Source organism: Gordonia paraffinivorans (assembly GCF_900683595.1).
Taxonomy (GTDB): domain Bacteria; phylum Actinomycetota; class Actinomycetes; order Mycobacteriales; family Mycobacteriaceae; genus Gordonia; species Gordonia paraffinivorans.
In genome coordinates this window covers 92483-113786 of the sequence record NZ_CAACYD010000003.1, presented here as the reverse complement: position 1 = coordinate 113786, position 21304 = coordinate 92483, and the positions used below count along the sequence as shown (strand labels likewise).

The window sequence follows — 21304 nt, the reverse complement described above, 5'->3', positions numbered from 1 at the left end:
CGAGGTGAAGTGCTGGCCGACGGCCGATATGGCGCCTCAGGCGCAATCCGAATTCGCTGAATGTCCTTGTGGGACAGCAGACGATTGACTGCGAAGCAAGTATTACCGGGGCTGACAGGCCTACGCCAACCTGAATGAGGGATTGGTGATCGACATCACTGACACGTGTCAATAGGTGGGGAAGCCGACGGAAAGGCCGATGGTCGGCAGTCTGAGCCCATCTGACCTGCGCTTATAGCCCACAGTCGTTGCTGGTCCGCTCGGCGCGACTGGCGATCAAGGTGAACGTGCGGTTACGTGTCACTGAATGTTGGGCTGTGGGGGTGGTGGGAGACTGTTATGGTCTGCATCATCAAACCTGGTGGGAGACGGTCATCTTGGTGATCTCTTGCGGAGAGGTCCGGGCCGCTTGCGCTCAGGGAGTGGGGGGCTTCCCAATGGAGAGTTGTCACGTGTCAGCGAACGCGCTCGTGAAGGTGTGGGCGAAAAGTGCTCGCGCGCTCGTTCGGCTGATCCGCCGTCGGGTATGGGAGGGCTCGTGTGCGGGCTTCGGCCGAATCTTCTTGAGGCACAAGGGAATTGGTCTGTTGATCGATCACGCGGTTGGTTGTGGCGACCGGGGGCGTCGGCCGACCCGCGATCGGGCGGTCCCGTCTGGGCCGTCTCGCATCCATCCGGCTCGGCGTGGGCCACCGCGATCGGTCGTCGGTCTCCCGCTGTGCGAATGTTCTTACGGCGGTCTTGCCCGGAGCGGGCGTCAGGGTTTCGCCGGGAGCGATCGGTTGCCGTCTGATCGGCGCCGAGTGCATGACGAGGTGACGACCTGGAGCCGGTCGTCTCCGGGGCCGCCGGCCCCGCTCACCGGGTGGCGGGCGGCTCGACTCGCCGTGGTTGGACCGGCGGCGGTACCTCGGACATCACGGCTGGTCGGTTCGGGGGTTGGGACCTCGGAAAGTGGGTTCACTGATGCGTGGGAAGTCCGAGGACTCCTCGATGTTGATGCGCGCCTGGACGCTGGGGTTGATCGACACGACCTCGTCGCTGTCCGCGGCGTGGAGCCTGGCGACCTCGGAGGCGAGTGTCTCGGCGTAGGTGTCCAGGTCCGGGCTGATGGTCGTGATGCTCGGCGTGATCAGCCGACCGAGGTTGGTGTACTGCGTGGCGACGAGAGTGACATGCTCGGGAACCGAGATCGACTGGTTCTCGAGCGCATTCAGGAGAGCTATCGCGTAGACGTCGTCGTGGGCGTAGACCGCGGTCGGTAGCGACCCCTCGATTCGCCACTGTCGTACCAGGCTGATGAAGTCGTCGCGGTTGAGCGGGAGGTGATATGTGCGTACCTTGGCTCCCTTCTCGGTCGCGTAGTGCTCGAGCTCGTCGTACTGCTGGAGGATCGGCTCGAGCGGGGTGTCGTGGGCGGGTCTGATCAGTGCGATGTCCCGGTGATTGAGGTCTGTGACGATGTGCTTGGCGGCCAGCAACCCGACATCGGAGCGCACCCGCATCGTCGACGCCCAGCCGACTTCGGCATCCGAGGCGATCATGACCTGGCGGACCCCCTGGGCTCGCAGCGCATCGGCCATGCGCTCGTTGACCCGGGACAGAATCGAGAGCAGCATCCACGGGCGGTGTTCCGTCCAGCGGCGAACGATCTCATCGGTATCGGCCTCGAGTTCGCGAACACGTTCGAATCTCAGTCCTCGCGCTTCCAACGCCCGTTGGAGCCGCACCGCGAACCGGTCGATGGGGTTGCTCTGGTCGAGCCCCGGATCGGTCATGACGATCAGGTGCGACTGCTTTCCCCGAAGGTTGGCCGCGTATCGATTCGGGACATAGGAAAGTGCGCGGGCGCTTGCGAGCACCCGAGCGCGGGTCGCCTCGCTGATGGCCGTGTCGTTGTTGTTGAGCACCATCGAGACGGTCGTCCGTGATACTCCTGCGTGCCGCGCGACGTCTGCGCTCGTCACACCTTTGCCCGTTCGTGACACGTTTACTTTCCTATCGCAATGTTCAGTGATGAGGTGGCGACGACGGAGGTCGAGAACGAGTGACCTCGCGCGCTCAGCGCTCTGCGGCTTGAACCGGTCGAACCTGGTCAGTTGGTCCAACTGTAGCGGTGAGCCGGAACGAGCAGGGGGAGGCCGAGCGGTGTCGGTCTCGGGATCGGGGGCTGGTGACTCGAGTCACCAGCATGTGAAGAAGCGTAGCCGGAGGCCACGGACTTACGCATCCAGCTCAGGAGTTGCCGTCGAGTGAGCGCTTGACGTCGTTGAGCACCAGCCACGCGGCCGCCAGGCCGGACGAGTCGTACCAGATCTGGTCGTTGACGGCGAGGACGCGCTTCCACATCGAGGCGCCCAGGTTCAGCCACTCGTCGCTGAGGAGAACCTTCTCGGCGTGTCTCTGGCCTTCCTCGCCTTCCCAGCTCACATAGATGAGGTCGCCCTCTGCGTCGCGGAAGTCCTCCGAGTCGACGGGGAAGGAGTCGGGCACCCGCTGCGCGGCCGGCCGCTGGACGCCGATCTCGGCAAGGATCTGCCCGGCGAAGGTGTCGGTGCCGGCGATGGTCTCCGAGTCCGGGCCGAACCGGACCAGCGACACCTGCGTGTGGGAGGCGTCCATCCGCCTGCCGGTCTTGTGGGCCTCGGTCGAGAACTCGGCGAGTCGTGCGCGTCCCGCCTCGCTGCGACCGACCGCGTCGGCCACCGCCTGGAACTGCTCCTGCCATGTCCCGTCCGGGATCGTGACCGCGCGCACCGCCCCGAACGGCCTCGCCGACGACGTGGTCTGCGGGGTGGTCAGGACGAGATCGGCATCGGCCTCCGAGACCGCGGCGGCGTCGGGCGTGGTCCCGATCGTCGGCACCGCGTTCAACTGGGGGCCGAGATAAGCGGGAACGGAGCCCGGCGCGGCCGTCACCGCGACCGCCTTGTCGCCGATGCCGAGGGCGCAGAGCGCATCGAGCAGCGTCGGATCGGTCACCACGATGCGGGTGACGTCGGAGGCGCCGGGGTCGGCGGCGGTGGGGGCCAGGCAGGTCTTCGCGTAGTCGCGGTCGGCCGAGACGATGTTGACCTCGGCCACCCGTGTGACGGTGGTGGAGATGGGGGAGCCGTCGGGCGTGGTCAACGGCTCGTCGCCGGAACATCCCGCCGACGCCGCGATGACCACACCGAGAAGAGCTGCCGCACAGATCGCGCGCTTCCGCATACTCCTACCCCTGCTCTGCACCCGCCCAACCTAGCACCGGCCACATCGCGCCGGGCGTAGGCTTTCCCCGGTGGCCGCGCGACCGTCGGCCACCCATCCCGGAGGGGTGCCGGAGCCCATTGGCGCGTCGCGGGGAAATGGCTTTGAGCACGGTCGATGTGGTCGCCCGGGTCGGAAATACGACAGATCGTAGGACCCGGTCGGCCCGGGCGTCGGGAAGGGTTTAGGATCAGTACCCAGCGCTCGGTTTGTTCATGTGCCGACCGGCGTCCGAAGGGGTTCGGCGTCGAGCTCGGGCAAGAGGAGGATCTGTGACCGCGGTAGACCAACCCACCACGCAAGTGGCTCCAGTGCGTCCATTCCCGGAGCGCTATCAGCCCAAGGGTTCGTTCATCTACAAGCTGCTGACCACGACCGATCACAAGCTGATCGGCATGATGTACATCTCTGCGTGCTTTGCGTTCTTCCTGATCGGCGGCCTCATGGCGCTGCTGATGCGTGGCGAGCTCGCACACCCGGGCATGCAGTTCCTGTCCACGGAGCAGTTCAACCAGCTCTTCACGATGCACGGCACCGTGATGCTGCTGATGTACGCCACCCCGATCGTCATCGGCTTCGCCAACTTCGTGCTGCCGCTGCAGATCGGCTCGCCTGACGTCGCCTTCCCGCGCCTCAACGCGCTGGGCTTCTGGCTCTTCGTCTTCGGCTCCACCGTTGCCCTCGCCGGCTTCATCACCCCGGGTGGTGCCGCCGACTTCGGTTGGACCGCCTACACGCCGCTGACCGACGCGGTCCACAGCCCCGGCCTCGGCGCCGACCTGTGGATCATGGGCCTGGGTGTGTCCGGTCTGGGCACCATCCTCGGTGCGGTCAACATGATCACCACCGTGATCTGCCTGCGTGCCCCCGGCATGACGATGTTCCGCATGCCGATCTTCACCTGGAACATCCTGGTGACCAGCGTCCTGATCCTGCTGATCTTCCCGCTGCTGACCGCCGCCCTGCTGGGCCTCGAGGTCGACCGCCAGTTCGGCGCCCACCTGTACGACCCCGCCAACGGCGGCGTCATCCTGTGGCAGCACCTGTTCTGGTTCTTCGGACACCCCGAGGTGTATGTCATCGCGCTGCCGTTCTTCGGCATCGTCTCGGAGGTCTTCCCGGTCTTCTCGCGTAAGCCGATCTTCGGTTACTCGGGTCTGATCTACGCCACCCTCGCCATCGCCGCCCTGTCGGCCGCGGTGTGGGCGCACCACATGTACGTCACCGGCGCCGTCCTGCTGCCGTTCTTCTCCTTCATGACGTTCCTGATCGCGGTGCCCACCGGCGTGAAGTTCTTCAACTGGATCGGCACGATGTGGCGAGGACACATCACGTTCGAGTCGCCGATGCTGTTCGCCGTCGGCTTCATCGTGACCTTCCTCTTCGGTGGTCTGACCGGCGTCCTGCTCGCGAGCCCGCCGCTGGACTTCCACCTGTCCGACAGCTACTTCGTGGTCGCCCACTTCCACTACGTGCTCTTCGGCACCATCGTGTTCGCCACCTACTCGGGCATCTACTTCTGGTTCCCGAAGATGACCGGACGCATGCTCGACGAGCGCCTGGGCAAGATCCACTTCTGGCTGACCTTCATCGGCTTCCACATGACCTTCCTGGTCCAGCACTGGCTGGGCAACGAGGGCATGCCGCGCCGCTACGCCGACTACCTGCCGTCGGATGGCTTCACCACCCTGAACACCATCTCAACCGTCGGTGCGTTCATCCTCGGCCTGTCGACCCTGCCGTTCCTGTGGAACGTCTTCCGCAGCTACCGCTACGGCGAGGTCGTGACCGTCGACGATCCGTGGGGCTTCGGCAACTCGCTGGAGTGGGCCACCTCGTGCCCGCCGCCGCGTCACAACTTCACCGAGCTGCCCCGCATCCGTTCGGAGCGTCCGGCCTTCGAGCTGCACTACCCGCACATGATCGAGCGGATGCGTGCCGAGGCCCACGTCGGTCTGGGCCACAGCGCGGGCCACGACCGTCAGCTCGAGGAAGCTCGTCGCGAGCCGTTCACCGTCGGGTCGCACGAGGGGTCGCCGGATGCCGATCCGCGCTGACCGGTGAGCAACGACTCAACAGGCACTACCGGCACGACTGTTCTCTTCACGGTCACCGGACCCGACCGGCCAGGGGTCACCTCCGTTCTCATGGGGGCCCTGGCCGGTCAGGCCGTTGCACTGCTGGACGTCGAACAGGTCGTGATCCGGGGCCAGCTGACACTCGGCGTGCTGGTGTCCGCCACCGGTGATCCCGAAGCACTTCAGGACGTCGTCGAGCAGGCGATGGCCTCGATCGGCTTCGACGTCCGCGTCGAGATCGGCGCCGATCCGGAGAGCCGGCCGCCGTCGTCGCACGCGGTCGTGATGCTCGGCAGCCCGGTCACCGCGACCGCGTTCAGCGCGGTCGCCGGCGAACTGGCGTCGCAGGGCGGCAACATCGACTCCATCCGCGGCATCGCCGACTACCCGTTGACGGGTCTCGAGCTGATGGTGAGCGTGGCGGGCCGGGGCGGGGTCGCCGCCGATGCCGCGCTCCGCAAGGGTCTCGCCGAGGTCGCCGCCAAGCACTCGGTCGACATCGCCGTCGAGCGGGGCGGTCTGGCCCGCCGGGCCAAGCGCCTCATCGTCTTCGACGTCGACTCCACGCTCATCCAGGGCGAGGTCATCGAGATGCTGGCCGCCAAGGCCGGTCGCGAGGCCGAGGTCGCCGCGGTCACCGAACGCGCCATGCGCGGAGAACTCGACTTCGAGCAGTCGCTGCACGAGCGAGTCGCGGCCCTGGCCGGGCTCGACGCGAGCGTCATCGACGAGGTCGCGGAGTCGCTGCAGCTCACCCCCGGTGCTCGCACGACGATCCGCACGCTGCATCGTCTCGGATTCCACTGCGGTCTCGTGTCCGGCGGATTCCGCCAGGTGATCGACGGCCTCGCGCACGAACTCGAACTCGACTTCGTGCGGGCCAACACCCTCGAGATCGTCGACGGAAAGCTCACCGGCCGCGTGATCGGGGAGGTCGTCGACCGGATGGGCAAGGCGCGTGCGCTGCGCACGTTCGCCGACCAGGTCGGCGTGCCGATGGAACAGACCATCGCGGTCGGTGACGGTGCCAACGACATCGACATGCTCAGCGTCGCCGGGCTCGGCATCGCGTTCAACGCCAAACCCGCGCTGCGGGAGGTCGCCGACGCGACCCTCAACCATCCGTTCCTCGACGCCGTGCTGTTCATCCTCGGGGTGTCGCGCGACGAGATCGAGGCAGCGGACGCTGCCGACGGCGTCCTCCGTCGCGTCCCGCTGGGCTGAGACGAGCAACCATGTACCGGCAGTCGCAGGGCGGCTGCCGGTATGTCTTTGTGGTGACCGATGCCGAGAAGCAGGGGTGACGTATGAGCGACGATCTGACACCACCGACCGTCGAATCGCAGTTGGCAGGATCCGACGACACCGCGCGGGAGAGTGGTGCGGCGGTGCCGGCCTCTCCGGAGGCGATCGTCGCCAACCACCGGCGCCTCGTCGGGTACGTCGGCGGCGGTGAGGATCCGGAGGATCCCGCGGCCGTCCTCGCGATGCCGATGGTGCTGCGTATCGAGAAGAACGATCCGCCCGACCGCACCGACCTGCTGACCGCCGCCGCGCGAGCCGTCGCCCTGCTGTGCCTCGACGACCGGGCGGCCGGCGACGGACCCTGGGCAACTGCGATGGACGACTGGTGCAACGCGCGCATCCGCAAGATCGCCCGGCGGGCTCGAGGGGCGCAATGGGCTGCCGCACAAGAGGTGTGGGGCGTGACCGCGTCGGAGGGCAGCGCCCAGGCGCGCGCCTTCGTGCCCGGTCGGGTCGGCGATCTCGACCGCCGGATCAAGAAGCTGCAGATCGGCGGCACCGAGGTCGAGGGTGAGCTGCCGACCGATCCGCCGGCGGGTGGCGTCGTGCTGTGGACCAATCCCGAACTCGACATGACGGTCGGCAAGCTCGCCGCGCAGGTCGGGCACGCCGCGATGCTCGCGGTGAAGCTGCTCACTCCGGAGGAGACGGTGCGGTGGCGGATCGCCGGGTGTCCACTGGCCGTTCGCGAGGCGACCCCGGACCGGTGGCGAGGACTGCTCGCCGCCGACGCCGCGGGACATGCGGTCGCGGTGCGCGACGCCGGGTTCACCGAGATCGCGCCGGGTTCGGTGACTGTCATCGCACAGGTGGCCCGGACCTGAGATCATCGGCGGAAACGGTCGGACCGCGCGACAGGGGACAGATGAGCGACGAAACGCTGCCGGACTGGGTGAGAAACCTCGATCTGCAACCCCATCCCGAGGGCGGGTGGTTCCGGGAGACCTGGCGGAGCACGACGACGATCCCGCAGTCGGCCCTGCCCGCGGGATACCCCGGCGATCGCGCCGCCGGCACCGCGATCTACTTCGTGCTGATGCCAGGACAGCAGTCCGCATGGCACACCGTCCGCAGCTCGGAGATCTGGTTGTACCACCGCGGCGCGCCCGTCCGGTTGGACCTGGGCGGGGACGGAGACGTCCCCGGCGAGCCGGAGCCGATCCTCGTCGGCCCCGACACCGACGCCGGGCAGCAACCGCAGGCCCTGGTCCCGCCCGGGGTGTGGCAGCGCGCCACGGCTCTCGGCGACGAGCCTTCGCTCGTCAGCTGCGTCGTGGTGCCCGGATTCGACTTCGAGGACTTCCGACTCGAGCCCTAGACGCTCAATTGCCCACGGCCACCGGTGACTTCGCCGGTGCGAGGTGCTCGAAGGTGCCCAGCCACACGTCGCGGCTCGGCGCCACCGAGGCGACGATCAGCTCGTCGGCGTCGGCGTGGTCGGCGAACCAGCCGAGGTAGTCGCGAACCTCCTGCGGGGTGCCGATCCCGGCGTAGCGCAGCATCTCGTCGACCTGCCGGCCCTGCGGCGTGGAGAGGATGGCGTCGGCCTCCTCGTCGGTGAACTTTCGTCCGCCACGCCCGAACAGCAACGAGACGCGCTGCCGTTTCGCGATGAGCAGTTGCTCCCTCGCGACCTCGGCGTCCTCGTGGGCGATCGCGCCGACCCCGGCGATCACGTACGGCTCCGACAGGTGTTCCGATGGTCGGAACTCGCGGCGGTACAGCCGGACCGCGTCGAGCAGCGCCTGCGGTGCGAAGTGCGAGGCGAAAGCGTAGGGGAGACCGAGGGCTGCGGCGAGCTGTGCGCCGAACAGCGACGACCCGAGGATGTAGATCGGCACGTGCGTCCCGGCGCCGGGCGTGGCCCGCACGCCCTCGATGCGGGACTCGTCGCCGAGGAACGCCTGGAGCTCGAGGACGTCGTGCGGGAAACGGTCGGCCGACGCGACGGTCCGCCGGAGTGCGGCGAACGTCTGCTGGTCGGTGCCCGGCGCCCGGCCGAGGCCGAGGTCGATGCGCCCGGGGTGCAGCTCGGCAAGGGTGCCGTACTGCTCGGCGATGGTCAGCGGGGAATGGTTCGGCAGCATCACGCCGCCCGCACCGAGACGGATGGTCGAGGTGTGTGCGGCGATGTGCGCGATCAGCACCGCGGGCGCCGACGAGGCGATCGTCGACATGTTGTGGTGCTCGGCGTACCAGATCCGCTTGTACCCCCACTTCTCCGCGTGCTGTGCGAGATCGACACTGGCGGCGAAGCTTTGCGCGACGGTTTCGTCGCGGCCGACGTAGGCGAGGTCGAGGATCGAGAGAGGTACTTGTCGAGACGTCACGTCTCCGGTCAACCGTCGGGGAGTGGCCGACTATTCCCGGAACGCTGCAGAGGAGGCGTGGCCCACATGTCCCGACACGGGAGGCGTAGACAAACGAAGCCCGGTCGGTGAGGCAGGATAGGGGGCGTGATCGAATCCGACCCCGACCTCTTGATCGACTTCCGCGACGTCGCGATCGTCCGTGGTGGAAAAACCCTCGTGGGCCCCCTGTCCTGGCAGGTCGAGCTGGACGAACGCTGGGTCATCATCGGACCCAACGGCGCCGGCAAGACGACGCTTCTGCGTCTCGCGGGTGCGGAGATCCACCCCACGTCGGGAACCGCCTACGTCCTGAACGAGAAGCTCGGCCGGATCGAGATCCGCGAGCTCGCCACCCGCATCGGCGTCGCGAGCCCCGCCCTCGTGGACCGCGTGCCCGACGACGAGATCGTCAGCGACGTCGTCATCTCGGCCGGCTACGCCGTGCTGGGCCGCTGGCGCGAGAAGTACGACGAGATGGACCGGGCACAGGCGGTCGAGTCGCTGGAGTCGATGGGCGCCGAGCATCTCGCCGACCGCACCTTCGGCACGTTGTCGGAGGGCGAGCGCAAGCGTGTCGTCATCGCCCGCGCCCTGATGACCGACCCCGAACTGCTGCTGCTCGACGAGCCGGCCGCGGGCCTCGACCTCGGCGGCCGCGAGGAACTCGTCGACCGTCTCTCCACCCTTGCCGCCGACCCCGACGCCCCTGCGATCGTGCTGATCACCCATCATGTGGAGGAGATCCCGGAGGGATTCACGCACGCGCTGATCCTGTCCGAGGGCGGGGTGGTCGCGCAGGGCCTCCTCGAGGAGGTGCTCACGAGCGAGAACCTCACCGAGGCCTTCCGGCAGCAGATCGTCCTCGACAAGGTCGACGGCCGGTACTTCGCTCGACGCCGTCGCCGCGCGGGCGGTCATCGTCGAGCAGGAGGTAACTGATGACTTCGACCGATCCGGCCACCGAGGCGGTGTCCGCGCCCGCGCCGCTGCGTGACGCCGCGACCGTCGTGCTGGTCCGGGACTCCGCCGACGGCATCGAGGTGTTCCTGCAGCGTCGCGTGAAGCAGATGGCCTTCGCCGGCGGCATGACCGTCTTCCCGGGTGGCGGCGTCGACAAGCGCGATGTCGGAGCCCACGTGGCCTGGACCGGTCCCGACGCGCAGTGGTGGGCTGAGCGGTTCAACGCGGAGGCCGAACTCGCCCAGGCGCTCGTGTGCGCGGCGGTGCGCGAGACCTTCGAGGAGTGCGGCGTCCTGCTCGCGACCACCGCCGACGGCGCGTTCGCCGACCCCGGCACCCTGGCCGACGAGCGGAAGCGGCTCGTGGAGAAGTCGCTGTCGTTCGCCGAGTTCCTCACCTCGAGGGGTCTCACGCTGCGCGCCGACCTGCTCAGCCCGCTCGCGCACTGGATCACCCCGGTCAACGAGAAGCGCCGCTACGACACGCGCTTCTTCCTCGCCGCGATGCCCGAGGGGCAGCACGCCGACGCCGAGACCAGCGAGGCGGAGGTCGCCGACTGGATCGCCGCGTCGAAGGCACTCGAGTTGTGGTCGTCGGGAAAGCACTTCCTGCTCCCGCCCACCTGGGCGCAGCTGAGTTACGTGAGCGGCTTCGACACGGTCGAGCAGTTGCTCGCCGCCGAGCGGTCGATCTCTCCGATCCTGCCCGACATCACGCCGGGCGCGGGACTGCAGGGGCTGAGCTTCCCGGGCTCTGACGACTACTTCCGCACCCTCGGCGACCAGAAGCCGCCGGAGATCACCCTCTGAGCCGGTAGCCGGTCACCGATCGAGGTCGGCGACCTCGTCCTCGGCCTCCTCGGCGATGTCGTCCCGGTCGGCCCATTCGAGCAGCGTGTCGATCCGGTGCTCGATGTCGTCGATCTCCTCGTGCAGGTCGCCGAGTTCGGCGAAGCGCGCGGGCACGGTGGCGATGGTGAAGTCGTCGGGTTCGATGTCGTCGATCTCCTCCCAGCGCACCGGGGTGGACACCGTCGCGCGCTGGTTGCCGCGCACCGAGTAGGCCGCCGCCATCGTGTGGTCGCGGGTGTTCTGGTTGTAGTCGACGAACACCGCCGCGGGGTCGCGGTCCTTGCGCCACCACGTCGTCGTCACGTCCTTCGGGGCGCGGCGTTCCACCTCGTGCGCGAACGCGAGCGCGGCGCGTCGGACCTGCGGGAACCCCCACTCGGGCGCGATGCGGACGTAGACGTGCATGCCGCGTCCGCCGGATGTCTTCGGGAAGCCGCGCATGCCCAGCTCGTCGAGCACCTCATGGACCACGTGCGCGACCCGGCGGATGCGCGCGAAGTCGCAGTCGGGCATCGGGTCGAGGTCGATGCGCCATTCGTCGGGTGACTCGGGATCTGAGCGCCGCGAGTTCCAGGGGTGGAACTCGACGGTCGACATCTGCACGGCCCAGATCACCGACGCGAGCTCGGTGACGCACAGTTCGTCGGCGGTGCGCCCGTACCGCGGGAAATAGATCTCGGTGGTCTCCAGCCAGTCGGGTGCGCCCGCGGGGACTCGTTTCTGGTGCACCTTGTTGCCGCTGACGCCCTTGGGGAAGCGATGCAGCATGCAGGGGCGGTCCCGCAGGGCGCGGACGATGCCGTCACCCACCGACAGGTAGTACTCCGCGAGGTCGAGTTTGGTCTCGCCGCGCTCGGTGAAATAGACGCGATCGGGACTCGTCAACCGGATGGTGCGCCCGCCGACCTCGAGTTCGACGGGTTCACCTGCGGAAGCCTCGTCCTTCGCCATGAGGCCACTGTAGGTCGGACCGGCGCCCGGCGGGGCTTGTCCGGGCTGGCCGCACCACCCCGACTTACCAGACGGTAGCCTTCGAGAATGCCTGAGTTCGTGACCCTCGAGACGTCCGACGCCCATCCCGGCGTGGGGACCATCCTCATCTCGCGGCCGCCGATGAACGCGCTGAGCCGTCAGGTGCAGGCCGAACTGCGTGCCGCTGCCGAGGAGGCCTCGGTGCGCGACGACATCAAGGCCGTCGTCGTCTACGGCGGCCCGAAGGTGCTGGCCGCCGGCGCCGACATCAAGGAGATGAACGACCTCTCCTACGCGGAGATGAGCAAGGTCGCCGGTCGCCTGCAGCGCGACCTCGGCGTCATCTCCGAGATCCCGAAGCCGACGGTCGCGGCGATCACCGGCTATGCACTCGGCGGCGGCCTCGAGGTCGCGCTCGGCGCCGACCGGCGCATCGCCGGCGACAACGCCAAGCTCGGCGTGCCCGAGGTGCTGCTCGGCGTGATCCCCGGCGGAGGCGGCACGCAGCGCCTGGCGCGACTCATCGGTCCGTCGAAGGCCAAGGACCTCATCTTCACCGGCCGGTTCGTCGACGCGGAGGAAGCCCTGCAGATCGGGCTCGTCGACGAGGTCGTCGCGCCCGACGAGGTGTACAACGCCGCACTCGCCTGGGCCGGACAGTTCGCAAACGCCGCCACGGTGGCCATCGCCGCCGCCAAGAAGGCCGTCGACCAGGGGCTCGGCGTCGATCTCGACACCGGTCTCAAGATCGAGGAACAGCTTTTCGCCGCGTTGTTCTCCACCGAGGACCGGGCCATCGGCATGAGGTCGTTCGTGGAGAACGGCCCCGGCAAGGCGGAGTTCATCGGGCGCTGAGCCCCGATCCGAGTGCCGCCGGTCACCAGACCTTCACCCCAGAAATCACACACGCGACAGGAAAACGATCATGACCACCGACTCCAATCCGGGTATCGATCCGGCGCCGAACCCGCACGCCACCGAGGAGCAGGTCCAGGCCGCGCTCAAGGACACCAAGCTCGCCCAGGTGCTCTACCACGACTGGGAGGCGGAGACCTATGACGAGAAGTGGTCCATCAGCTTCGACGAACGCTGCATCGAGTACGCGCGCGGACGGTTCGACGCCGTCGCCGCCGACGATGAGCTGCCGTACGAGCGTGCGATGGAACTCGGTTGCGGCACCGGCTTCTTCCTGCTGAACCTCATGCAGTCCGGCGTGGCCGAGAAGGGCTCGGTCACCGACCTGTCGCCGGGCATGGTGAAGGTCGCGCTGCGCAACGCCGAGAACCTGGGCCTCGACGTCGACGGCCGCGTCGCCGACGCCGAGAAGATCCCTTACGACGACAACACCTTCGATCTCGTCGTCGGACATGCCGTGCTGCACCACATCCCGGACGTCGAACTGGCGCTGCGTGAGGTGCTTCGCGTGCTGAAGCCGGGTGGCCGGTTCATCTTCGCCGGCGAGCCGTCGACCATCGGCGACTTCTACGCCCGCTGGATGAGCCGTGCGACGTGGGCGATCACCACCAACGTCACCAGGTTCGGCCCGCTGCAGAGCTGGCGGCGCCCGCAGGAGGAGCTCGACGAGTCCTCGCGTGCGGCCGCGCTCGAGGCCGTCGTCGACATCCACACCTTCGATCCGGACGAGCTCGCCGGCATCGCCCGCTCCGCCGGAGCCGCCAAGGTCTCCACCGCCACCGAGGAACTCGCCGCCGCGATGCTCGGCTGGCCGGTCCGCACCTTCGAGGCCGCGGTCCCGCCGGAGAAGCTGGGCTGGGGCTGGGCGCGTTTCGCCTTCGGCGGTTGGAAGCGCCTGACCTGGCTCGACGAGAACGTGCTGCGCAAGATCGTGCCGCCGAAGTTCTTCTACAACGTCGTGGTGAGCGGCTACAAGCCCGAGTGATCGCGATCGGTAGAAGTCAGCGGGTCATAGCGCCGACGACTTCTACAGAATCGCGCGCCGGTAGCCTGCTGGATCATGAGCTACTCCTTCACCCTCGACGACGTCGCGTTCCTACGGTCGCGGCACGGCGAGAAGGCGTTGGAGATGGTCTCGGCCCTCGCGCTGACCCCGGCGTCGATGCTCGCCGACATCACAGAGGCGCGTAGCCGTTACGCACCGCACGACGCCGCGCTCATCGAGACGGTCCGATGCCGGCGTCGTGCCGCCGGCAAGCTTCGCGAGTCCGGCGACATGCTGTTCACCGATGACGCCCTCCAGCAGGCGACGGCGTCGGCGGTCTCGGCTCACCGGGCAGCCGAGATCGCCGCGCGCTTCGACGGCGCGGTGGTCCACGACGTGACCTGCTCGATCGGTGCGGAGTTGCGAGAACTCGTGCGGGTCAGCGGCATTCGAGGAGTGATCGGCAGCGACATCGACCGGGTCAGGTTGGCGATGGCCCGTCACAACGTTCCTGGCGCCACGCTCCTGGTGGCCGACGCGCTCACCCCGACCTCGACGGCCGACGTCCTGCTCGCCGATCCTGCACGACGCTCCGACGCCGGACGCGTCTTCCGTCTCGACCAGCTGACCCCGCCGCTGCTCGAGCTCCTCACCACGTACGCGGGTCGCGTGCTGATCGTGAAGTGCGCACCGGGTCTCGATCACCAGTTGCTGCGCAACAGACACGGATTCGACGGCGAGGTTCAGCTCACCTCGCTCGACGGCGGGGTTCGAGAGGCGTGCCTGTGGTCGGGTCCCGGGATCGAGCCGGGCCGGCGCGCGACGGTGCTGCGGACTCGACCGGACGGATCGGTGTCGACCTTCGAGATCACCGACCGCGAGGACGACGATGTGCCGGCGGGCGAACCTGGGGAGTGGATCGTCGATCCCGACGGCGCGGTCGTCCGCGCGGGACTGGTGCGTCACTACGCCCACCGCTTCGGCTTGTGGCAACTCGATCCTCAGATCGCCTACCTGACGGGTGATTCGGTGCCTGAAGGGGCCCGCGGCTTCCGCGTCATCGAGCAGACCGGCACCTCCGAGAAGGTGCTCCGCAAGACACTCGCCGCCCACGACGCGGGATCGCTCGAGATTCTGGTGCGGGGGCTCGACGTCGATCCTGATTATCTGCGAAAGAAGTTGAAGACCAAGGGATCTCGTCCCCTGTCGCTGGTGTTGACCCGCCTCGGACGCAAGGGCGTGGCATTCATCTGCGAGCCGGGGGTGCGCTTCTGATCCGGCCGGGATTGTAAACGTGAACTTGACACTCGGACACTTGTAAACCTAGTCTTTACAAGTGTCCGAGGTAGAAGAGACAGCCCGCGAGATAGAGCGATACGCGCACAGTGTGGCCGGTGGCCCCGGTGTCCAGCCGGGCGAGCCGGGAGCACGACAAGCTGCGCTGGCGAGGGTGTACGACGCGCTCGAACTGAGTCGTCGTGCCGAGGAGTTGCTCAGTGCGACGGCCCGCGCCGCCCGCGACTACGGGTGCACCTGGCAGGAGATCGGCGACGTCGTCGGCGTGACCAGGCAGGCCGCGTTCCAACGCTTCGGCAAACCCATCGATCCCAGAACAGGAGCACCCATGCAGAAGACGACGATCGCACACGCCGACGTGATGGCCCTCGACCTGCTCGAGAAGATCACCACGGGGGAGTGGGCTCAAGCGTGCGCCCGGTTCGACGAGACGATGTCGGCGGCCCTGTCGGAGTCGGCACTCGCCGACGCGTGGGCGTCGGTGGTGGCGCTGCACGGTGAACTCGAAAGCACCGGAACGCCGTTCGTGCGCGGCCACGGCCTGCACACGGTCGTCGACGTCCCGTTCGAGCAGGAGGCCGGCGAGATGGTCTTCCGCGTCGCCTTCGACGCCGACGGGCGCATCGCCGGTCTGTTCTTCCTCAACCCCGACGCGGCCGGCAGGGAACTCTGAGCGACCGACGAAAAATGCGGGCTGGGTGCCGATTTCCGGCACTCCGCCCGCATTCTGTGTTCGGTGCCCTATTCCAGGTTCTTCTTGCTGTCGAAGAAGTAGACCTCGCCGGCATTGGTCGCAGTGGCGATCTGACCCCAGTACGAGACCGCGACACCGGTGGCGAATCCGGACGAATTGGGCAGCGGCAGGGTCCGTTTCGTCGAACCGTCCTCGGTGGACACCTCCACCAGCGACAGCGTCTCCTCGTCCTGGTCGCGCACGACGGTCCAGGCGGTGTTTTGCTGGGTCAGCGTCGACAGGCTCGCGGTCGCGAGGTCGTCGCGCTGCCACAGCTGCTCGGCGCGGTCGCCGGCGTCACGGAGCAGACGCAGTGGCGCACCGACCCGGCCGGCGGGGATGATCAAACCGCTCGGTGAGACGGTCATGGTCGCGAAACCGGGGTCGCCGAGGTCGTGGGTCCACTTGGTCGAACCGTTCTCGGCGTCGAGAGCCACGAGCTTGCCGTTGCGGGAGAACGCGTACAGCGTCGTGCCGTCGATCGACAGTGTGGGCGTACCGATCACGCCCGACGGGATCTCGGCCTTCCAGGCCGGTCGGACCTCGCGTTGACCACCGACCGCGCTGTACTTCATGGCGCGGATCTGCGACGTCTGGGCGTCCTGCGGGAAGAAGTTGAGGTAGAAGCGTTCCCGAGCGGTGTCGACCGCTGCGGGGGCGGGGATCGCGCACTTCGGTCCGCCGCGGACGCAGTCGTCGAAGCCGAGCAGCGGCTGCTCGGGATCGGCGTCCTCGCGCAACTTGACCTCGGGGGCGACGAGCTCATTGCGCTGGGTGTCGATCAGCAGGATCTGGCCCTGCGTCGACACCACCAGCACGACGTTCGGGGCGGCGAACTTCGCCGACAGCGGCACGCCGATCACCCCGGCACGCCACCGGATGGCGCCGCCGGCGTTGAAGGCGAGGAAGGTGGTCTCCTCACCGAGGTACGGCTGGTCGTACTGGTCGACGAGCATCGCGTTCATCTCGACGCCGGCCCGCATGTCCTTGCAGAAGTTCTTGCGTCCCGACCGGCCGTCGAGCACCAGGACGTTACAGCCCTCGGGAGCGTTGGACGTCACGCCGACGTTGCCCTTGCCGGAGATGGTCAGGGGCGCGGTCACCGGGCCCCCTGTGGGGCGGGTCCAGCTGAGGGTGAGGTCGTCGGGGACGTCGGCATAGGCGAAGTTGCCGTTGCCGGGGACGCCGCCGTAGCTGGGCCACCCGATGCTCGGGATGGATCGCACGTCGATGTGCCCGTCGGAGCAGGCGGCCAGCCCCAGTGAGCACACGGCCGTGACGGCCACGAACAGGCGGGTCAGCGCGGATCGGCGGTGTCGCGACACCTGCCGTCGTGCCAAGGCCATCGGCGCTCCTCATCGATCGTTCGTCACCGGCACGAGACGTGCCAGCAGTGAGCCTATCGTGTGCGAAAAACCGGTCGTTTAGGGTTTGTCCCATGACCACGATGTGGAACGCCTCGTACCGGTCCCGCCGACGCGCGGGCCGTCGCCGCGACCCCGAGCAGGCACGATTCCTGACCCTGGACTCGCTGCGCTGGGTGAAACGCAACAAGGCGTACACGCCCTGGTACCTGGTGCGTTACTACCGGCTCGCGAAGTTCCGGCTGGCCAACCCGCACATCGTTCTCAAGGGGATGGTGTTCCTCGGGCGCAACGTGGAGATCCACTGCACCCCGGAACTCGCGCGCATGGAGATCGGTCGCTGGGTCCACATCGGCGACGGCAACTCCATCCGCTGCCACGAGGGCAGCCTCAGGATCGGCGACAAGACCGTCTTCGGCTGCAACAACGTGGTCAACGCCTACCTCGACATCGAGATCGGCGGGTCGACGCTCGTCGCCGACTGGTGCTACATCTGCGACTTCGACCACAAGATGGACGACGTCAACCTGCCCATCAAGGACCAGGGCATCGTGAAGGGCCCGGTCCGCATCGGCCCCGACACCTGGGTCGCCGCCAAGGTGTCGGTGCTGCGCAACACCATCGTGGGCCGCGGATGCGTCCTCGGCTCGCACGCGGTGGTCAAGGGCGAGATCCCGGACTACTCGATCGCCGTCGGCGCCCCGGCGCGCGCGGTCAAGAACCGCATGGAGGAGTGGAACAAGAACGCCGCCGAGCGTGCCGAGCTCGAGCGTGCGCTCGCCGACATCGAGCGCAAGAAGGCCGCGGCTGGGAAGGCCGCGAACAAGGCGGCGGGAGGCCACGCCGAGTAGAGCGGTCGGACTGAAGTCGCCCGCGACCTCGGTCGGGATCTGCGACCTCGATCGATGTCGCGCGATCGGATCGAGGTTGCGTGCGAGTCTGCTTCGGCCCGTGGGGATCGGTCGCGGACGACGGAAGCCGGCCGAGACGGACCCGCTGATCGAGCCGCGCCGGGTCGTGTGCGGTCAGGACTCGCCGGGCTCTTCGGCGGTCGGTACCTCTTCGGTGTCCTTCGCCTCCTCGGTGGCCTCGGGCGTCGATTCCGACGTCTCCATGTTCTTGGCGGAGCGCTGTTTCTCGGTGGTCTCCGCGACCTGCACGGTCTCGGTCCAGCGCGAGCCGACCTTCTTCACCAGCGTCACCGTGCCGTCGGGCTCGGTGATCTCCAGCGTCGACGTCTCGGGTAGCCAGCGGATGTCGCTGCTGGACGAGAACCGGCCCTCGTACTCGGGCTTGCCGGTCTCGGCACTACGGATCGTCACCTCGCCGCCCGACTTGTAATAGGCGTAATCGCCGGAGTCGGACAGCTTTCCGCCGGATGGGAGGTCCACCTTCGTCGAGGCGGGGGTCGACGAGTCGTCTGTGGACTTGTCCTCCTGTGCGGACTTGCTCGCTGGAGTCGACTCGTCGGGTTCGGCGGACTTGCTGATGGAGGACTCGTCGGGTTCGGCGGACTCTGACGGTTTGGCTTCGGTGGATTCCGAGGATTCGGTAGTCGCTGACTCCGGCGTGGCGAGACGTGCTCCGATCGGAGGAGTTCCGCATCTGATGCCCAGCGGCAATTCGAGGCCGGCAGTCTTGCGGATCCACACGTCTCTGTACGTCGTGGATTCGAAGTTCCCGATCATGTTGGTCATCCGGAGCCTGATCGAGGTGCCGCTGCCGAAGAGATCCAACAAGGACAGAAGAGCGGAGAGCAGGCCCTCGGCGACCACGTAGGTCTCGGTGCCGCTGGTCTTGGTGGCAGGCACGTACTGTTCGTCGATGTCGGGTTCATCGGGGGCTCTGAACATGTATCCCGTGTAGACGGGTGAGGCCGGCCAACTCAGCTGGACGGAAGAAAACAAGATCAGGAGCGAAGTGTTACTGCAGTTGAGAACAGTCGGACCGTTCGGAACCCCGGCACTCACCGTGCCGGTGGCGGTGGCTGTCGTGGCTGCGTGTGCCTCGCCGGCGCCGTGAACACTGCCGACGCCCATCACGACGACGGTGGCCGCGGCCGTGCCGGCCAGAATGCGTTGCCCTCCCGGTGAGTTGCGCCAGCCACGCTTGGGGGCGAAGGCAACCCCGAGTAGGAGCACGAGTGTCAGGGCCTGAAGTGCGAGCGTGTAGGGATTCTTGAGCCACGCAGCCACGTAACCGAGCAGAGGGATCGAGCCCACGATGCGCTGCACCTCGGTCACGGTGTAAGGCTGTCGATCCGTGGTGTCGTTCGCGTCGCCGCGGAGACGAAGGGTCACCGAGTTACCGGTGGGTTCAGAGACTGATTCGACGCGGTGGGTGACGCGGACGCCGTCTTGGCGGACGACGCTGACCACATCGCCCTCGTGGACAGACGCGGCCGGAACAGTGCGACTCAAGCCCAGCGAACCGGTGGGAATGGTGGGCGCCATCGATCCGGTCTCGAAGATCATCGGACGGAGGCCGAGACTCAGGGCGAGCACTGCCGCGACCACGCAGAGCGTGCCCAGCCCGGCACCGATGGTGAGGAGGCGGTCGCCGCGAGTGCGTGTGACCGGAGCGGAATGCTCGACGGTAGGGAACTCGTTCTGCGCGGAGTAGACCATCAGGCCGCCGTCGCGTCGAAGGTGAACTTGACCGTCTTACCGGTGTTGCCGGCCAGTGTTCCGGGCGCGGACATGGGCAGGGTCAGCTGCAGGCACAACGCCTCCACACCGCTCGTTGCGGCCAAGGGACCCCGACTCGTGGCGAAAGCCGCGTCGGCACCTGTGATCGAAACACCATCGGCGACCAGTCCAGTACCTGCCGTGCATGTCGAACCGCTGACTGACCCCCCGGCAGTGACTTTCAGCTGCATTGCCTGCCCCAACGCGTCGCTGCTGGAGACCCTTGCGTTGTATCGGATTGCCACTGAACCGACGTTCTGAACGTTGACCACAGCGGCGGTGGTGCTGCCTGGCAGGAGCGAACCGGGAAATGTAAACGTGTAGGCGTCGGTGCCGTTCACCCTGAGTTCGATGTTGGCGGTGGTGAAGGTGCCGGAGGTGGTTGCGGCGGTGGTGGACCATAGGGCCGTCGTGCCGAGCGTCCCTGTGGTCAGCAGGATTCCGCAGCTGAGCAGCGCACGCACCCGGCGTGACACGTTGGGGGACCAGTGAATCCGTCTCATGCGGTCGCCTCGGGCTCGGGCTCGGGTTCGGGCTGGGGCTCGGGTTCCGGATCGTCGGAATCGTCGTCGTTCTTGCCGTCGCGATAGTCGGCGACGAACTGCCATGCGCCGTAGACGAACAACGCGCCGGCGAGGCCGAAGATGATCTTGGTGCGGCGCTCGCTGGTCAGCCAGTTGTTGACCCAGCCGATGTAGGGCACGGAGTACCACAGCGTGCCGCGCACTTGAACGGGGCGGACGGGTTCGTCGTCGGGGGCGCCATTGTTGTCACCTTGGGTGATGAGCCGCGTCTCGCCCTCGTCGTCCTCGGTCACCTCGATGACTCGGTGGGTGACGACATCCGGTGAGCCTGAGCGAATCTGATAGGTGATGACATCGTTCACCCGGATCTCTTCTGTCGGCTCCGGTTTCACGACGATGAGTGTTCCCGGCGGATAGTTCGGCTTCATCGACCCGGTCAGCACCGTATAGGTCTGTGCGCCGGCGATCTTGGGGATGAGGATGGTCACGCACAGGAGCGCGAACGCGCCGATCAGGAGCGCCCAGGAGACAATCTGCCAGACATAGTGCAGGGGGCCGCGTCTCTCGTCGGCGTCGCCTGCGCTCTCGTTGTCAGGTGACCCGATGCCTGCCGGCCTGGTGCCTGGCGACTCGGTAGCCGTCGACTGCGTGCCGGCAGACTGGGAGTAGGCAGTTCCGGCGACTGCCGGCTCGACTCTTTCCAACTCGATGGTGGGTTGATCGTCGACAGTCGCTTCTGGCACCTGCGAGTCCTCGCTCATGGTCGGTCCTGCTGAGCGTCGAAGTTGAAGGTGATGGAGAAGGTTGCCGGCTGTGTTCCGGTCACAGAAACGAACTCGGCTCGGATGCACCACGCGGTCGAGGCGCCCGCTGCAAGCGGAATCTCCACGCCGTCGATGTCGGAAACGCCAGTGAGGGTCCCGGTCGCGGTGAAGGCGCCGCTCAGCGGGACATTACTGGCGGGGCATGTTGTTGATTGGCTCCCCGACAGTTTGATCGACACCGACGCACCGGGCGTCGACACCACCGGTCCG

General features: G+C 67.4%; 20 protein-coding genes. 11 read left to right on the top strand and 9 right to left on the bottom strand.

All coding sequences use genetic code 11. The features are described from left to right. Positions 1-917: 917 nt before the first annotated feature. Positions 918-1967 (bottom strand): LacI family DNA-binding transcriptional regulator, encoded by a 1050-nt coding sequence (locus tag E1P53_RS01320; RefSeq protein WP_165484382.1) that lies wholly within the window; start codon positions 1965-1967, stop codon positions 918-920. A 268-nt stretch (positions 1968-2235) separates the two neighbouring features. Then, on the bottom strand, positions 2236-3210 hold the full coding sequence (locus E1P53_RS01315) for an ABC transporter substrate-binding protein (protein ID WP_131733231.1): 975 nt from the start codon (positions 3208-3210) through the stop codon (positions 2236-2238). Positions 3211-3521: 311 nt separating this feature from the next. Here E1P53_RS01315 and ctaD point away from each other — a divergent pair, with 311 nt between their 5' ends. The 4 genes from ctaD (at position 3522) to E1P53_RS01295 (ending at position 7950) form a co-directional block, all read left to right on the top strand. Further along, positions 3522-5306: an aa3-type cytochrome oxidase subunit I gene (ctaD, locus tag E1P53_RS01310; protein ID WP_131733230.1), complete on the top strand. Its 1785-nt coding sequence runs from the start codon at positions 3522-3524 to the stop codon at positions 5304-5306. Between the two features lie 3 nt (positions 5307-5309). Then, positions 5310-6551, top strand: a complete 1242-nt coding sequence (serB, locus tag E1P53_RS01305) for a phosphoserine phosphatase SerB (protein ID WP_083900167.1) — start codon at positions 5310-5312, stop codon at positions 6549-6551. An 83-nt stretch (positions 6552-6634) separates the two neighbouring features. Continuing rightward, a complete protein-coding gene (locus E1P53_RS01300) occupies positions 6635-7456 on the top strand; it encodes a peptidyl-tRNA hydrolase (RefSeq protein ID WP_244941087.1) in 822 nt (273 codons plus the stop codon). 41 nt (positions 7457-7497) lie between these two features. Continuing rightward, on the top strand, positions 7498-7950 hold the full coding sequence (locus E1P53_RS01295) for a cupin domain-containing protein (RefSeq protein ID WP_131733229.1): 453 nt from the start codon (positions 7498-7500) through the stop codon (positions 7948-7950). A gap of 4 nt (positions 7951-7954) precedes the next feature. Here E1P53_RS01295 and E1P53_RS01290 read toward each other — a convergent pair whose 3' ends face one another. Next, positions 7955-8962, bottom strand: coding sequence for an LLM class flavin-dependent oxidoreductase (locus E1P53_RS01290; RefSeq protein WP_131733228.1), 1008 nt, complete (start codon positions 8960-8962; stop codon positions 7955-7957). Between the two features lie 126 nt (positions 8963-9088). Here E1P53_RS01290 and E1P53_RS01285 point away from each other — a divergent pair, with 126 nt between their 5' ends. Next, a complete protein-coding gene (locus E1P53_RS01285) occupies positions 9089-9922 on the top strand; it encodes an ABC transporter ATP-binding protein (protein ID WP_131733227.1) in 834 nt (277 codons plus the stop codon). Beyond that, positions 9922-10752: an NUDIX hydrolase gene (locus tag E1P53_RS01280; protein WP_006898583.1), complete on the top strand. Its 831-nt coding sequence runs from the start codon at positions 9922-9924 to the stop codon at positions 10750-10752. Before E1P53_RS01285 ends, E1P53_RS01280 begins: the two co-directional genes overlap by 1 nt. 12 nt (positions 10753-10764) lie before the next feature. On the opposite strand, the gene ligD is transcribed toward E1P53_RS01280, so the two are convergent. Continuing rightward, complete coding sequence (gene ligD, locus E1P53_RS01275; protein ID WP_131733226.1) at positions 10765-11745, bottom strand: non-homologous end-joining DNA ligase; 981 nt, start codon at positions 11743-11745, stop codon at positions 10765-10767. 87 nt (positions 11746-11832) lie between these two features. Here ligD and E1P53_RS01270 point away from each other — a divergent pair, with 87 nt between their 5' ends. The 4 genes from E1P53_RS01270 to E1P53_RS01255 all read left to right on the top strand — a co-directional run bounded on the left by E1P53_RS01270 (position 11833) and on the right by E1P53_RS01255 (position 15635). Beyond that, the gene (locus tag E1P53_RS01270; protein WP_006898581.1) at positions 11833-12621 is read left to right on the top strand and encodes an enoyl-CoA hydratase-related protein; all 789 of its coding nucleotides are present in this window, start codon (positions 11833-11835) and stop codon (positions 12619-12621) included. A gap of 70 nt (positions 12622-12691) precedes the next feature. Continuing rightward, on the top strand, positions 12692-13666 hold the full coding sequence (locus E1P53_RS01265) for a class I SAM-dependent methyltransferase (protein ID WP_131733225.1): 975 nt from the start codon (positions 12692-12694) through the stop codon (positions 13664-13666). A 75-nt stretch (positions 13667-13741) separates the two neighbouring features. Next, positions 13742-14941, top strand: coding sequence for a class I SAM-dependent methyltransferase (locus E1P53_RS01260; protein ID WP_131733224.1), 1200 nt, complete (start codon positions 13742-13744; stop codon positions 14939-14941). 61 nt (positions 14942-15002) lie between these two features. Continuing rightward, on the top strand, positions 15003-15635 hold the full coding sequence (locus E1P53_RS01255; protein WP_006898578.1) for a DUF3887 domain-containing protein: 633 nt from the start codon (positions 15003-15005) through the stop codon (positions 15633-15635). A gap of 68 nt (positions 15636-15703) precedes the next feature. Here the strand turns inward: E1P53_RS01255 and E1P53_RS01250 are convergent, their stop codons facing one another. Beyond that, on the bottom strand, positions 15704-17041 hold the full coding sequence (locus E1P53_RS01250) for an outer membrane protein assembly factor BamB family protein (protein WP_131733223.1): 1338 nt from the start codon (positions 17039-17041) through the stop codon (positions 15704-15706). A 92-nt stretch (positions 17042-17133) separates the two neighbouring features. Here E1P53_RS01250 and E1P53_RS01245 point away from each other — a divergent pair, with 92 nt between their 5' ends. Next, on the top strand, positions 17134-17910 hold the full coding sequence (locus E1P53_RS01245; RefSeq protein ID WP_131733222.1) for an acyltransferase: 777 nt from the start codon (positions 17134-17136) through the stop codon (positions 17908-17910). Between the two features lie 174 nt (positions 17911-18084). On the opposite strand, the gene E1P53_RS01240 is transcribed toward E1P53_RS01245, so the two are convergent. The 4 genes from E1P53_RS01240 to E1P53_RS01225 are packed head-to-tail and all read right to left on the bottom strand — an operon-like array spanning position 18085 to position 21273. Further along, positions 18085-19686: a peptidase S26 gene (locus tag E1P53_RS01240; RefSeq protein WP_131733221.1), complete on the bottom strand. Its 1602-nt coding sequence runs from the start codon at positions 19684-19686 to the stop codon at positions 18085-18087. After that, positions 19686-20210 carry a hypothetical protein gene (locus E1P53_RS01235; protein ID WP_244941085.1) on the bottom strand — a complete coding sequence of 175 codons (525 nt, stop codon included), beginning with the start codon at positions 20208-20210 and terminating at the stop codon, positions 19686-19688. The genes E1P53_RS01240 and E1P53_RS01235 overlap by 1 nt, the downstream gene beginning before the upstream one ends. Positions 20211-20245: 35 nt before the next feature. After that, entirely contained in the window at positions 20246-21031 is a 786-nt protein-coding gene (locus tag E1P53_RS01230; protein ID WP_131733219.1) for a signal peptidase I, read from the bottom strand. Continuing rightward, complete coding sequence (locus E1P53_RS01225) at positions 21028-21273, bottom strand: hypothetical protein (RefSeq protein WP_244941084.1); 246 nt, start codon at positions 21271-21273, stop codon at positions 21028-21030. The genes E1P53_RS01230 and E1P53_RS01225 overlap by 4 nt, the downstream gene beginning before the upstream one ends. Between the last annotated feature and the right edge of the window lie 31 nt (positions 21274-21304).